This is a genomic window from Nocardia asiatica NBRC 100129 (assembly GCF_000308415.1).
Classification (GTDB): domain Bacteria; phylum Actinomycetota; class Actinomycetes; order Mycobacteriales; family Mycobacteriaceae; genus Nocardia; species Nocardia asiatica.
On sequence record NZ_BAFS01000188.1, the window covers coordinates 1 to 14157 of the forward strand.

The following is a 14157-nucleotide window of genomic DNA, read 5'->3' on the forward strand; positions in this document are numbered from 1 at the left end:
CAGATCCAGCAGCGCGGCCGCGCCCGCGACCACGGTCGAGCCGACCGCGAGCCCGTGCAACGCGCGCGCCAGCAGCAGCATGGCCACGCTGTCGGCGAGCACGAACACCACCAGCCCGGCGACCATCGTGGCGAACGCGCCGAGCAGCACCGGTTTCCGGCCCACGACGTCGGAGATCCGCCCGGACACCAGCACCGCGCCCAGCGCGGCCACCGCGTAGACCGCGAACACGATGGTCGTGGTCAGCGGCGAGAGATGCCACTGTTTCTCGTAGATGCCGTAGAGCGGCGCGGGCACGCCCGAGACCCCCAGCGCTACGCCACTGGCCGCGAGCACCAGGGCGTAAGCCCAGCGCTGTGCGGTCTGTTCCTCGGCGGCCACCGCCATCGTCGCTGCCATCGGCACTCCGATCAGGTAAGTTTGATGATGGTCGAACCATGTCCGACGATACATCCGGTACGACGAACATCAAACCTGAGAGTGAGCCAGATCATGGCCGATGCCCCCGGCACCCAGCAGCGGCCCCCGGTGGCCGCGCTGCCCACGGTGCTCAACGCACTACAGGACCCGGTGCGCTTGGAGATGGTGCGGCGGCTGGCCAACGCGGGGACGGCGGTCCGCTGCGGCGCGCTCTACGAGGTGATCAACAAATCGACCGCCACCCACCATTTCAAAATCCTGCGCGACGCGGGCGTCATCGAGCGCCTGGTCGTCGATGGGCACACCTGCCAGCGCCTGCGCATCGACGACCTGGAGTCCGCGCTGCCCGGGCTGGTGCCGACGATCATCGCGGCCGCCAACCGCGCCCAGCCGGGATGACGCGCCCGAGGCTATGCGCGCTCAGCAGTTGTCGAAGCGCCACTGCCCGTCGACGAACGTCCAGGTCGCCGACTTCCGGTCGTCCTCGGACGCGCGGGCGTCGAAGTTCTCGACCGTGACCGTCCCCGTCGATCCGGACGTCGTGACGTCGATCTTCGACGGCTTGGACTTCAGGTCCCTGCCGTCGTAGAGCTGCGCCATGGACGCCACGTAGTCGTCCTGGTTCAGCGTGAGCCTGCAACGCGCGGAACGGAACTGGTACGCGGCGGCGTAGTCGTGGGCGGCCAGCGCGTTCGTCATCTTCGTGGCTTCCTCGCGCAGCGCGGCCGCGGTCGGCTCCCCCGCCTTGCCCGCCTCGGCGTCCGTTCCGCCGCACCCGGACAGCACCAGGATCGGCATCGAGACCGCGCCCAGCACGCAGAGGGCACGTTTCGTTCGATTCATCTCGACTCCTTGCAGCGATCGCCGGATCCGGGCACAACAGGGTTCAGCGCCCCGGCGAGGACCGACGGGCGGCGGCCGAAACGATATCGCGCCGAAGGATTCCACACCAAGCCGCAACCCCGTCGCCCGCGACAGGGATCAACTGGGCACCAGCCGCCGTACCGCGGCGGGCAGGTCACGGGTGCGCTTGTACGGTCCGGCGACCGACGCGGCGAAGGGCCGCGCCAGCAGCGTCCGCGCGATGGCGGACACCTCGTCGGTGGTGACGGCGTCGATGCGGGCCAGGGTCTCCGACACGCTGCGGTGATTGCCGTAGCTGAGTTCGCTGCGCCCCAAGCGGTTCATCCGCGAGGCGGAGTCCTCCAGACCGAGCACCAACCCGCCGCGCAACGAGCCCTTGGCCCGTGCGCATTCGGCGTCGGTGATGCCGTCGGCGGCCACTTCCTCCAGCACACCGCGCGCCAGGGCGGCCACTTGGCCCAGGTTCTCCGGCTGACAGCCGATGTAGACCGAGAACGCGCCGGTGTCGGCGAAGGTGTCGACGCTGGAATACACCGAATAGGCCAGACCGCGCTCTTCCCGGATGCGTTGAAACAGCCGCGAACTCAACCCACCGCCGACGACCGTGTTCAGCACCGACAGCGGCCAGCGCCGCTCCCCCTCGTGCCGCCCGAAGGCACGCACGCCGAAAGCCAGATGCGCCTGCTCGCTGTCGCGATGACTCCACTGCAACTGCGGGGTGCCGTGCGGCCGGAACCGGCCCTCGCGCCGCGGCGCGGGAGCCGCCGCGGGATCGAGCCGGTTCTCGAAGGCTCGATGCACCAGTTCCACCGTGTGGTCGTGTTCCACGTTGCCCGCGACGGCGACCACCATCCGGTCCGGCCGGTAGCGCCGCAGGTGGAACGACCGCAACTGGGCGGCCCGCATCCCCTCGATCGATTCGATGGAACCGATCACCGGGCGCCCGATCGGATGGTCGCCGAACAGCGCGGCCAGGAACGAGTCACCGACCAAATCCTCGGGATCGTCGTCGCGCATCGCGATCTCCTCGAGCACCACCTGCCGCTCCACGTCCACGTCCGAGGACCGGCACAGGCCGTTGAGCACCACGTCGGAGACCATGTCCACGGCCAGGGGCAGATCCTCGTCCAGGACGTGCGCGTAGTAGCAGGTCTGCTCCTTGGCGGTGAACGCGTTCAGCTCGCCGCCGACCGCGTCCATCGCCTCGGCGATGTCCAGGGCCGACCGCGTCGGCGTCGCCTTGAACAGCAGGTGCTCCAGGAAGTGCGCGGCGCCCGCGACGGTCGGGCCCTCGTCCCGCGACCCGACCCCGACCCAGACGCCGACGGACGCCGAGCGCACGCCGGGCAGATGCTCGGTGACCACGCGCAAACCGCCTGGCAGCACAGTGCGCCGTACTCCGCTGTCCGGGTCCGTCCGCAGCTCGAGTGACGAACCCCCCCGCCCGGTGTCGAGCAGAGGGGTTGTCGTCTTCTTCTTCGTCACAGGGACAAGTACTACTCGGTCCCGGCCGAGCCCGCATCGGCCGTGTGGTCGCCGGTCTCCTCGGCGTTCTCCTCGACCGGCACGAGCGAGATCTTGCCGCGGTTGTCGATGTCGGCGATCTCCACCCGCAGCTTGTCGCCGACGTTCACGACGTCCTCGACCTTGGCTACGCGCTTGCCGTTACCCAGCTTGGAGATGTGCACCAGGCCGTCGCGGCCGGGCAGCAGCGAGACGAACGCGCCGAAGGCGGTGGTCTTGACGACCGTGCCCAGGAAGCGCTCGCCGACCTTCGGCAGCTGCGGGTTGGCGATGGCGTTGATCGCGTCGATCGCGGCCTGCGCGGACGGGCCGTCGGTCGCGCCGACGAACACGGTGCCGTCGTCCTCGATGGAGATGTTGGCGCCGGTGTCCTCGGTGATCTGGTTGATCACCTTGCCCTTGGGGCCGATCACCTCGCCGATCTTGTCGACCGGGATCTTGATCGCGGTGACGCGCGGCGCGTACGGGCTCATCTCGTCCGGGGCGGCGATGGCCTCGGCCATCACGTCCAGGATCGTGGTGCGCGCGTCGTGGGCCTGGCTCAGCGCACCGGCCAGCACCTGCGAGGGGATGCCGTCCAGCTTGGTGTCCAGCTGCAGCGCGGTGACGAACTCACGGGTGCCCGCCACCTTGAAGTCCATGTCGCCGAACGCGTCCTCGGCGCCGAGGATGTCGGTCAGCGCGACGTAGCGGACCTCGTCCTCGCCCTGGTCGTTGGTGATGGTGTCGGACACCAGGCCCATCGCGATACCGGCGACCGGCGCCTTCAGCGGCACGCCCGCGTTCAGCAGCGACAGCGTGGAGGCGCACACCGAGCCCATCGAGGTGGAGCCGTTGGAACCCAGCGCCTCCGAGACCTGCCGGATGGCGTACGGGAACTCCTCCTGGGTGGGCAGCACCGGGATCAGCGCCCGCTCGGCCAGCGCGCCGTGGCCGATCTCGCGGCGCTTGGGCGAACCGACCCGGCCGGTCTCACCGGTGGAGAACGGCGGGAAGTTGTAGTGGTGCATGTAGCGCTTGCTGGTCTCCGGGCCGAGCGAGTCGACCTGCTGGGCCATCTTCACCATGTCCAGGGTGGTGACGCCGAGGATCTGGGTCTCGCCGCGCTCGAACAGCGCCGAGCCGTGCGCCCGCGGCACCACCGCGACCTCGGCGGACAGCGCGCGGATGTCGGCCAGACCGCGGCCGTCGATGCGGAAGCCGTCGGACAGGATGCGCTGGCGCACCAGCTTCTTGGTGGCCGAGCGGAACGCCGCGCCGAGCTCCTTCTCCCGTCCGGTGAAGTCGTCGGCGAGGCGCTCGAGCACGGCGAGCTTGATCTCGTCGATCTTCTCCTCGCGCTCCTGCTTGCCCGCGATGCTCAGCGCCTCGCTCAGCTCGCGCTTGGCGGTGCCCTCGACGGCCTCGTACACATCCTGGCCGTAGGGCGGGAAGAGCGGGAAGTCCTCGGTGGGCTTGGCGGCCAGCTCGGCCAGGTCCTGCTGCGCGCGGCAAAGGCGGGCGATGAACGGCTTGGCGGCCTCGAGGCCCTCGGCGACGACGGCCTCGGTCGGCGCCTGCGCACCGCCCTCGACCAGTTCGATGACCTTCTCGGTGGCCTCGGCCTCGACCATCATGATGGCCACGTCACCGGACTCGACCACGCGCCCGGCGACGACCATGTCGAACACGGCGCCTTCGAGCTGCTCGGTGGTCGGGAAGGCGACCCACTGGCCCTCGATCAGCGCGACGCGCACGCCGCCCACCGGGCCGGAGAAGGGCAGGCCCGCGAACTGGGTGGACGCGGACGCGGCGTTGATCGCCACCACGTCGTAGAGGTCCTTGGGATCCAGGCTCAGCACGGTCACCACGACCTGGATCTCGTTGCGCAGACCGTCGACGAACGACGGGCGCAGCGGCCGGTCGATCAGCCGGCAGGTGAGGATCGCGTCGGTGGACGGACGGCCCTCGCGGCGGAAGAACGATCCGGGGATGCGGCCCGCGGCGTACATCCGCTCCTCGACGTCGACCGTCAGCGGGAAGAAGTCGAACTGGTCCTTGGGCTGCTTGCCCGCGGTGGTGGCCGACAGCAGCATGGTCTCGTCGTCCAGGTAGGCGACGACCGAACCGGCGGCCTGCCGGGCGAGGCGTCCGGTCTCGAACCGGATGGTGCGGGTGCCGTAGCTGCCGTTGTCGATCAGCGCGACGGATTCGAAGACGCCCGGTTCGACCTCGACGGCCGAGCTCTTGCGTTCAGTTGTTTCGGTCATTCTTCTCTCTCAACCTCTCGTCTTCGCCGGCTCGAGCGCTCATCGGGCGCGATCCGGCTGTCGTCAGCCGTACCGGGTACGGACGCGCGGCAACCCTCCTGGCTGCGACGCGCGCACCCGGCCGAGTCCCCTTGGAGTCGGCGACGCGGAGGCGGTCATCGATCGAAGCCCGACGGCGCCAACTCGCTGCCGATAGGCCACTACCGAAGACCGACGCCACGCGGGCGGGTGCATACGGCTGTGCAATGTTGTCGTGCGAAGGGGGGCGATCCACCCCTGTACACAAATAGCCAACGGAGCGATTGTACGTCTCCCCATCGGCTGAACCAGCGACCGCCTCGGACAATCACGTGTCGACGGCTGGCTATCGCTCCGCCACTTCGTGGTGATGCGCTCTGCCGGGGCCTACCCGCCCACACGGCTGCGCCACCCGGCAAACATCCTGTCCACACGGTTACCGCCCCGCACCCCCACCGGCCGAACCACCGGTTCCGAGCGAAGCGAGACCGAGCATTGTCCGTTCGCGGCCCGGCTCGCGTCCGAGCGGCCGCCGCGTCCGCGACGAAGTCGCAAGCGGTGGTCACACGGACGCGAGCCACAAGGGGGCCGCGAACACGCCGCGACGAAGTCGCGGCCAGAAATTACCGCCGCAGGCCGAGGCGCTCGATCAGCGAACGGTAGCGGTTGATGTCGTTGTCCTGGAGGTACTTCGACAGCCGCTTGCGACGACCGATCAGCGCCATCAGACCGTGGCGGGTGTGGTGGTCGTGCTTGTGCTTCTTCAGGTGCTCGGTGATGTCGGCGATCCGCTTGGACAGCAGCGCGATCTGCGCCTCCGGCGAGCCGGTGTCCTTCTCGTGCAGGCCGTATTCGGCGAGAATCGCCGACTTCTGCTCGGTGGTCAGCGCCATGGGGCATCCACTCCTGTTTCTCAGTTCCGCGCTCGAATGTCCGGTCACCCGGTGCGGGCGCCACCGCGGACCGCAGCAAACCCGAGGAACCACCCTACCGGACCGGGCGCCGCCCACCGAAATCGCACGTCGATCGGCGCGGCCGACGGTTTCGGACGTGCCGGGCACGGAAGCGTCGGCATTACCTTCCGGGTAATCGACTCGCCGCGCATCGGCTGCGAATCTTCTTCTCGTATCGACGAATACGAGGAGATGACGATGCCTTACCTGGAGACGACCGACGGCACCCGCTTGGCCTACGAAGACTACGGAACCGGAGCCCCGATTCTGTTCCTGGCCGGGTGGGCGCTCGATGCGGAGATGTGGGAGTACCAGGTCCCGTTCTTCGTCGAGCGGGGCTACCGCTGCGTGCTACCGGATCGGCGTGGACACGGCCGCTCCGATCGCCCCTCCACCGGATACGACCTGGACACCCGCGCCGACGACGTGGCCGAGCTGGTCGAACGGCTCGACCTGCGCGACCTGACCCTGGTCGCGCACTCCGCGGGCGGCGCGGAGGTCGCCCGATACCTGGCCAGGCACGGCACCGGGCGAGTGGGACGTATCGCGCTGTTCGCCACCACGCTGCCTTTCCTGCGGCAGACCGAGGACAACCCTGAGGGCCTTCCGGACGAGCTGAGCCGCGCGTCGGTCGCCCAGTGGCGCACCGACCGCCCCAAGTGGTTCGCCGATCGCGCCCAGGGATACTTCGCCACCCACCTCGGCAACGACGTGTCCCCCGCGCTGATCGACCACGAGATCCGCCGCTGCCTGTCGGCCTCACCGTGGTCCACCATCGCGGTCTGGGAGTCGACCTTCTCCTCCGACCACCGCGAGACCCTGCGGAATCTGCCGATTCCCGCGCTGGTCGTGCACGGCGTGCCGGATCAGTCCATCCCGATCGACGCCAGCAGCAGGCGCACCGCGAAACTCATCCCGGACTGCGTCTACAAGGAGTACCCGACCGCCGGGCACGGGCTGTACGTCACCCACGCCGCCCAGCTCAACCAGGACCTGCTCGACTTCATGAAGTCCTGACGCTCACCCGGCGTCGACGGCGGTGAGGATCTTGCGCGCGGTCTCCACGTCGCGGCCCATGCACTCGATGAGCTCGTCCACGGACTCGAATTTGCGCTGGCCCCGGATGTGCTCGACGAAGTCGACCGCGACGTGCTGGCCGTAGAGGTCGGCCTCGCCGTCGAGCACGTACGCCTCGACCGTGCGGGCCCGGCCGGAGAAGGTCGGATTGGTGCCCACCGAGATGGCGGCCATGGCCCGCTCGCCCGGGGTGACGGTGCCGATGGTGGGGCCGGGGCCGAGCACGGTGAACCATCCCGCGTACACGCCGTCGGCCGGGATCGCGGCGTGCATCGGCGGAGCGACGTTCGCGGTCGGGAAACCGAGCTGCTTGCCGCGGCCGTCACCGTGCACGACAACGCCTTCGACCCGGTGCGGCCGCCCCAGCGCCTCGGCCGCGGCGGCCATGTCACCCGCGTCGACGCACGCGCGGATGTAGGTGGAGGAGAAGGTCACGGCGTGTTCGGCGAGCAATGTCACGCCGTCGACTTCGAATCCGAATCGCTTGCCGAGCTCGCGCATGGTCTCGACCGTGCCCGCGGCCTTCTTGCCGAAGGTGAAGTTGTCGCCGACCACCACTTCGACCACATGCAAGCGCTCCACCAGCAGATCGTGCACGTACCGCGCGGGGGTCAGCTTCATGAATTCGTGGGTGAAGGGCATGACGCAGAAGACGTCCACGCCCAGTTCCTCGGCCAGTTCGGCGCGGCGGGTCAGCGTGGTCAGCTGCGCGGGGTGCGAGCCGGGGCGCACCACTTCCATCGGGTGCGGATCGAAGGTCATCAGCACCGCGGGCACGCCGCGCGCGGCCGCGGACTTCACGGCCCGGCTGATCAACTGCGCGTGGCCGCGGTGCACACCGTCGAACACACCGATCGTGAGGACACAGCGCCCCCAGTCCGCGGGCACCTCGTCGAGACTTCGCCATCTCTGCACAGTGCGCAGCCTACGCAAATCAGGTAGCGAACAGTATTCGGGCGTGCGGATCTCACACAACACTTCCGCGCGTCGGGAGCCTTCCGAGGACGACGGGGTCGGCCGGATGCTCCGCAGCGGTCCCGGTAGGTCGTCGGCCCGCCGTGCCGTTCGGAATTCGTCGGGCGAGGCGACGCGTAGCCGTTTCCTGCTCCGGGAGCTGACCGCCGAGTGGCCGTGGCTACCGCACGACGGTATTCCGTCGTGCGCAGTGTCGGGATTCGCGACGACACCGGCGGATACTTCGCGCGTCGGAAATGCGCCGGACGGATGCGTGAAAGTGCTGATTCGACAAATGTTTCCAGCCTTTCGAACACTCTTTCGCCAGGAGGGAAAGGTCCGGCGTGGAAATGCGGAAGTGTTCGGCGCACGCATGTGGCAACGGCACACTCGGCAGATGGTTCGGTCGCGGACCGCGCGCTGTGCTGGATCGCCGCACGACCGGTGCGGGCGTCGAGGTCGCGGCGCGAGCGGCCCCGCATCCGGTGTGAACGCCGATTCGCCCGGTGGATGAACGGCGAATCGCGATTCGTTTGCGATGGCCCAACGGCGGCTCGCGGGATGTGTGTATCGGCACGCTAGTGCCTAAGCTCGGGTGTGTGCCCGGTAAACGAGATATCGCCACTCGACGCGAGCTGGCCGACGCCCCGGTTCCGGGCGATCCGCACGGCGGTACCGCGACGATCGCGCCTGTGCTCTCGTCGGTCGCCCAGGACTATCTGAAGGTCATCTGGACCGCCCAGGAGTGGTCGCAGGAGAAGGTGACCACCAAACTGCTCGCCGAGCGGATCGGCGTGTCGGCCTCGACCGTCTCCGAAGCGGTGCGCAAACTCGCCGACCAAGGGCTGGTCGAGCACGCCCGCTACGGGGCGATCACCCTCACGCCCGAAGGCCGCCGCGCCGCCATCGCGATGGTGCGCAGGCACCGGCTCATCGAGACCTTCCTGGTGAACGAACTCGGCTACGGCTGGGACGAGGTGCACGACGAGGCCGAGGTGCTCGAGCACGCGGTCTCGGAGTTGTTGATGGCGCGCATCGACGCGAAGCTCGGCTACCCCGACCGCGACCCGCACGGCGACCCGATCCCGTCGGTGGACGGCGCGGTACCCACCCCGCCCGCGCGCCAGCTCAGCGACTTCCACGCGGGTGAGCACGGCCGGGTGGCCCGCATCTCGGACGCCGATCCCGACATGCTGCGCTACTTCGATTCCGTCGGCATCGCCTTGGACACCGTCATCACGGTGGTCGAGCGCCGCGATTTTGCGGGCACCATCGCCATCCGCATCGGCGCCACCGAGGCCGCCACCGACCTCGGGCGCCCCGCCGCCGACGCCATCTGGCTCACTACCTGAGCCGCGGGCCCGCTCGGTCGTTCGAGCGGACCGAGCAGCGAATCCGAACGTTTCGAACCACCGGAGATGCCGGGTGCACGGTCGGCACGAGCCGACCGGCACGAGCCCACTCGGTCCGACACCCGTCGACCGCTCCGTGGTCCGCCTGCCCGCACCTGCGCCACGATGAGGGTCGCGGCGACGAAACGGCGCTGGAGCGTCGACCGGGATCTCGGCGATCGGTCAGCCGAATTCCGCCGCGGCGGGCCGGGCCAACTCTGCCGTGCGGGCGGCGATGGCGTCACCGAGTTCGTCGGTGGTGTTCGTGCCGCCGAGATCCGGGGTGCGGACCTCGCCCGCGGCCAGCACGTCGCAGACGGCTCGATCGATCGCGGCGGCAGCGGCGGACTCACCGAGATGGTCGAGCAGCATCGCACCGGCCAGGATTTGCGCGACCGGGTTCGCGATGCCCTGACCGGCGATGTCGGGGGCGCTACCGTGCACGGCCTCGAACATCGATGGGCCGGTGCGCTCGGGGTTGATATTGCCCGACGGGGCCAGACCGAGCCCGCCGGTGACGGCGGCGGCGAGGTCGGAGAGGATGTCGCCGAACAGGTTCGAACCCACGATCACGTCGAGCCGGTCCGGATGCAGCACGATTTCGGCGGCGAGCGCGTCGACGTGCATTTGCCGCGTGGTCACCTGCGGGTAGTCCACCGCGACGCGTTCGAACACACTGTCCCAGTAGGGCATCGCATGGATGATCCCGTTCGATTTGGTCGCCGAGCACAATCGCCCGGACCGTTCGGCGGCCCGCTCGAACCCGTAGCGAATGATCCGCTCACATCCCGTGCGAGTGAACACCGACTCCTGTAGCACGAATTCGTCGGGGCGGCCCTCGTTGTGGATGCCGCCGATCCGGGAGTACTCGCCCTCGGAGTTCTCCCGCACGATCAGGATGTCCAAGTCGTCGGCGGTGCGGCCACGCAGCGCCGACTCCGTGCCGGGCAGCAGGCGCACCGGGCGCAGATTGACGTACTGCCCGAAGGCGCGGCGCAGCGGGATCAGCAGTCCCCACAGCGAAACGTGGTCGGGCACGCCGGGAAAGCCGACGGCGCCGAGCAGGATCGCGTCGAAGCCCGCGAGTCGTTCCACGCCGTCGGGCGGCATCATCGCCCCGGTGCGCAGGTAGTTCGCACAGGACCAGTCGAATTCGGTCCATGTCAGGCCGGGCAACGCGGCGTCGAGCACCCGCACCGCCGCCGCGGTGACGTCGACTCCGATCCCGTCACCCGGGATGGTGGCGATGCGGTACTCCTTCACTGGCACTCCTTCACAGTCGCACTCCGATGTACTTGGTCTCCAGGAACTCGTCGATCCCGGTGAGCCCGCCCTCGCGCCCGAGCCCGGACTCCTTGACCCCGCCGAAGGGTGCGGCCGGGTTCGACACCACGCCCTGGTTGAGCCCCACCATGCCGGTTTCCAGCGCCTCGCACACCCGCAGTCCACGCCGCAGGTTCTCGGTGAACACGTAGCTGACCAGTCCGTACGGGGTGTCGTTGGCCCGGCTCACCGCCTCGCCTTCGGTATCGAAGACGCCGATGGCAGCCACCGGTCCGAAGATCTCGGTGTGGCACAGCTCGGCGTCGTCGGGGACGTCGACCAGCACGGTCGCGGGATAGAAGGTGCCCGGTCCGACCGGCGTGGTTCCGCCGGTGAGCACCGTGGCGCCGCGGGCGCGGGCGTCGTCGACCAGGCGTTGCACCTTCGCGACGGCCTCGGCATCGATCAGCGGCCCGACCACGACGTCCGGTTCGGTGCCGCGCCCCATCGGCAGGGCCGCCATCCGCTCGGCGAGCCCGCGGGCGAACTCCGCGGCGACGCCGCGCTGGACGAGGATGCGATTGGCGGCGGTGCACGCCTGGCCGATATTGCGCATCTTCGCCGCGAGAGCGCCTTCGATCGCCTCGTCCAAGTCGGCGTCGTCGAACACCAGCAGCGGCGCGTTGCCGCCGAGCTCCATCGAGGTGCGCATCACCGTCTGCGCGCACTGCGCGAGCAGCTGCTTGCCGACCGCCGTCGAGCCCGTGAACGACAGCTTGCGCGAGCGGTCGTCCAGGATCAGCGGCGTCATCACCGGGGCGGGCTCGGCCGTCGTGACGACGTTGACCACCCCCGCGGGCAACCCGGCGCCCGCCATCACCTCGGCCAGCGCCAACATCGAAAGGGGCGTTTGCTCAGCGGGTTTCACCACGCAGGTGCAACCGGCGGCGAGCGCGGGCGCGATTTTGCGCGCCCCCATGGCCACGGGGAAGTTCCAGGGCGTGATGAGCAAACTCGGGCCGACCGGCTGCCGGGTCACCAGGAAACGCGAACCGCCGGTGGGTGCGGGCAGGTAACCGCCGTCCAAGCGCACGGCTTCCTCGGCGAACCAGCGGAAGAATTCCGCGGCGTACGCGATTTCGCCGCGCGCCTCGGCCAGCGGCTTGCCCATCTCCAAGGTCGCGATCAGTCCGAGCCGCTCGGTGTCGGCCAGCAGCGCGCGATGCACGCGCATCAGCAGATCGCTGCGCTCCCGCGGCGGCGTGGCCGCCCAGCCCGGTTGCGCCGCGCATGCCGCGTCCAGCGCGGCGAGCCCGTCGGCCGGGTCCGCGTCGGCCACCGCGCACAGCGGCGCGCCGGTCGACGGATCGAGAACCGGCAGCGTCCGCGCGGTCGTACGCCACTGCCCGTCGATGAACAGGCCGCGCGGCACCGTATCGATCGCGGCGCGCTCGGCAGCGCTGAGAGCGCTTTCGGTCAGCATCGTCGGTGGCTCCTTTCGTCACCGGGCAGCGCTCTGCCATTGCTGCGACCCGTCCGGCCATGTTATGCATATTGTCGACAATCCGACAATAGACAACCGCGCATCCATCCCCGCTCCGGGAGGCGAACCACCATGACCGAGCTCTCGCCCATCCTGAAACAGGCCACTCCGGTGACCGTCGACCACGGCGCGGGGTGCTACCTCTACGGCACCGACGGCCGCCGGTATCTGGACTTCACCGCCGGCATCGGCGTCACCAGCACCGGCCACTGCCACCCGCGTGTGGTCGCGGCGGCGCAAGCGCAGGTCGCGACGCTGATCCACGGCCAGTACACGACCGTGCTGCACCGGCCGCTGCTGGAGCTGACCGCACGGCTCGGCGCGGTGCTGCCCGAGGGGCTGGACGCGCTGTTCTTCGCCAACTCCGGCAGCGAGGCGATCGAGGCCGCGCTGCGGCTGGTCCGCCAGGCCACCGGGCGGCCGAACGTCGTCGTCTTCCACGGCGGTTTCCACGGCCGCACCGTGGCCGCCGCGACCATGACGACCTCCGGCACCCGGTTCTCCGCCGGGTTCAGCCCGTTGATGCCGGGTGTGCACGTCGCGCCGTTCCCCACGGCGTACCGCTACGGCTGGAGCGAACCGGAAGCCACCGCCTTCGCGCTGCGTGAACTCGACTACCTGTTCGCCACGCTCACCTCCCCCGCCGAGACCGCCGCGTTCATCGTGGAGCCGGTACTCGGCGAGGGCGGCTACGTCCCGGGCAACACCGAGTTCTTCCGCGGGCTGCGCGAGCGCGCGGACCGGCACGGCATCCTGCTGGTCTTCGACGAGATCCAGACCGGTTTCGGGCGCACCGGAAAATTCTTCGGGCACCAGCACTTCGGCGTCCGGCCCGACGTGATCACCATCGCGAAGGGCTTGGCCAGTGGATTCCCGCTGTCGGGCATCGCGGCCTCGCGCGAGCTGATGGCGCGGGCGTGGCCGGGTTCACAAGGCGGCACCTACGGCGGCAACGCGGTGGCCTGCGCGGCGGCGATCGCCACGCTCGACGTCATCGAATCCGAAGGGCTGGTCGAGAACGCGGCCGCCCGCGGCGCCCAGCTGCTGCGCGGCCTGCGCGCGGGCGCCACCAAGGCGATCGGTGACGTCCGCGGCCTCGGCCTGCTCGCGGGCGCCGAGTTCACCTCGGCCACCGGCGAACCCGATCCGGCCACCGCCGCGGCCGCCCAGCGCGCCGCGGTGGACAAGGGTCTGCTGCTGCTGACCTGCGGGGCGCACATGAACGTGGTCCGGATGATTCCGCCGTTGATCGTCACCGATTCGCAGATCGAGGACGCCCTGACGATCTGGTCCGAGGTGCTCGCCGAGCTGTAGCGCCCCGCGCGCACCACCCGTCCGCTCGCCGGGCCCGCCCGGCGGCACCGATCAGGAAGCAGGAACGCATGGCCCGCTACCTCACCATCACGCTCACCAAAGCCGCCGTGACCTGCCGCGCTCGTCTGCTGGACGAGGAGGCTCCGCGCACCTGCGCGGCGGTATGGAACGCCCTGCCGCAAGAAGGAGACGCCTTCCACGCCAAGTACGCCCGCAACGAGGTGTACACCCTGCTGCCCCGGATCGGCGCGGCCCCGCACCGGGAGAATCCGACGGTCACCCCGATCCCCGGCGACGTGTGCCTGTTCGACTTCGAACCGTGGGAGATCGGCAATCCGGCCTACGGCTACGAGCCCGGCTCGGCGGCCGAGCACGAACGAGGAGCCACCGACCTGGCGCTGTTCTACGGCCGCAACAATCTGTTGATCAACGGCGACCTCGGCTGGGTACCGGGCAATGTCTTCGCCACGATCGAAGAGGGCCTCGCCGACATCGCCGCGGCGTGCAACTCGCTGTGGCTGCACGGCGTCCAAGGCGAGACGCTCGCCTTCGCCCGCGCCTGAGAACCCGCCGACCCGATGGCCCCG

Annotated in this window: 13 protein-coding genes; 5 read left to right on the plus strand and 8 right to left on the minus strand. The window is 69.6% G+C overall.

The genetic code is table 11. The features are described 5' to 3' along the window. A partial coding sequence (locus tag ON27_RS18075; RefSeq protein WP_157227225.1) for an MFS transporter occupies positions 1 to 453 on the minus strand: 453 nt, incomplete at its 3' end. Positions 454 to 492: 39 nt separating this feature from the next. Here ON27_RS18075 and ON27_RS18080 point away from each other — a divergent pair. Beyond that, positions 493 to 819 carry an ArsR/SmtB family transcription factor gene (locus tag ON27_RS18080; RefSeq protein ID WP_043728506.1) on the plus strand — a complete coding sequence of 109 codons (327 nt, stop codon included), beginning with the start codon at positions 493 to 495 and terminating at the stop codon, positions 817 to 819. Positions 820 to 840: 21 nt separating this feature from the next. Here ON27_RS18080 and ON27_RS18085 read toward each other — a convergent pair whose 3' ends face one another. From ON27_RS18085 to rpsO, 4 genes are all read right to left on the minus strand, one after another. Further along, a complete protein-coding gene (locus ON27_RS18085) occupies positions 841 to 1263 on the minus strand; it encodes a hypothetical protein (protein WP_157227226.1) in 423 nt (140 codons plus the stop codon). Between the two features lie 138 nt (positions 1264 to 1401). Next, positions 1402 to 2742: a M16 family metallopeptidase gene (locus ON27_RS18090; protein ID WP_043728509.1), complete on the minus strand. Its 1341-nt coding sequence runs from the start codon at positions 2740 to 2742 to the stop codon at positions 1402 to 1404. A 38-nt stretch (positions 2743 to 2780) separates the two neighbouring features. After that, positions 2781 to 5057, minus strand: coding sequence for a polyribonucleotide nucleotidyltransferase (locus tag ON27_RS18095; protein WP_043728448.1), 2277 nt, complete (start codon positions 5055 to 5057; stop codon positions 2781 to 2783). A 641-nt stretch (positions 5058 to 5698) separates the two neighbouring features. Continuing rightward, positions 5699 to 5968 (minus strand): 30S ribosomal protein S15, encoded by a 270-nt coding sequence (rpsO, locus tag ON27_RS18100; protein ID WP_039799352.1) that lies wholly within the window; start codon positions 5966 to 5968, stop codon positions 5699 to 5701. A 258-nt stretch (positions 5969 to 6226) separates the two neighbouring features. Between rpsO and ON27_RS18105 the strand changes: the two genes are divergently transcribed. Beyond that, positions 6227 to 7045 carry an alpha/beta fold hydrolase gene (locus ON27_RS18105; RefSeq protein WP_043728513.1) on the plus strand — a complete coding sequence of 273 codons (819 nt, stop codon included), beginning with the start codon at positions 6227 to 6229 and terminating at the stop codon, positions 7043 to 7045. A 3-nt stretch (positions 7046 to 7048) separates the two neighbouring features. Here the strand turns inward: ON27_RS18105 and ON27_RS18110 are convergent, their stop codons facing one another. Further along, positions 7049 to 8020: a bifunctional riboflavin kinase/FAD synthetase gene (locus ON27_RS18110; RefSeq protein WP_051046733.1), complete on the minus strand. Its 972-nt coding sequence runs from the start codon at positions 8018 to 8020 to the stop codon at positions 7049 to 7051. Positions 8021 to 8742: 722 nt separating this feature from the next. Here ON27_RS18110 and ON27_RS18115 point away from each other — a divergent pair. Continuing rightward, positions 8743 to 9411 (plus strand): metal-dependent transcriptional regulator, encoded by a 669-nt coding sequence (locus tag ON27_RS18115; protein WP_043728516.1) that lies wholly within the window; start codon positions 8743 to 8745, stop codon positions 9409 to 9411. Positions 9412 to 9633: 222 nt separating this feature from the next. Here the strand turns inward: ON27_RS18115 and ON27_RS18120 are convergent, their stop codons facing one another. Together ON27_RS18120 and ON27_RS18125 are read right to left on the minus strand one after the other, a co-directional pair. Then, the gene (locus tag ON27_RS18120) at positions 9634 to 10713 is read right to left on the minus strand and encodes a tartrate dehydrogenase (protein WP_218003009.1); all 1080 of its coding nucleotides are present in this window, start codon (positions 10711 to 10713) and stop codon (positions 9634 to 9636) included. A 10-nt stretch (positions 10714 to 10723) separates the two neighbouring features. Next, positions 10724 to 12196, minus strand: coding sequence for an NAD-dependent succinate-semialdehyde dehydrogenase (locus ON27_RS18125; protein WP_043728458.1), 1473 nt, complete (start codon positions 12194 to 12196; stop codon positions 10724 to 10726). A gap of 132 nt (positions 12197 to 12328) precedes the next feature. Here ON27_RS18125 and ON27_RS18130 point away from each other — a divergent pair, with 132 nt between their 5' ends. Both ON27_RS18130 and ON27_RS18135 read left to right on the plus strand, forming a co-directional pair. Further along, positions 12329 to 13570, plus strand: a complete 1242-nt coding sequence (locus ON27_RS18130) for an aspartate aminotransferase family protein (protein ID WP_043728462.1) — start codon at positions 12329 to 12331, stop codon at positions 13568 to 13570. A gap of 68 nt (positions 13571 to 13638) precedes the next feature. Next, complete coding sequence (locus tag ON27_RS18135) at positions 13639 to 14133, plus strand: DUF3830 family protein (protein ID WP_043728468.1); 495 nt, start codon at positions 13639 to 13641, stop codon at positions 14131 to 14133. The last annotated feature ends 24 nt before the right edge of the window (positions 14134 to 14157 follow it).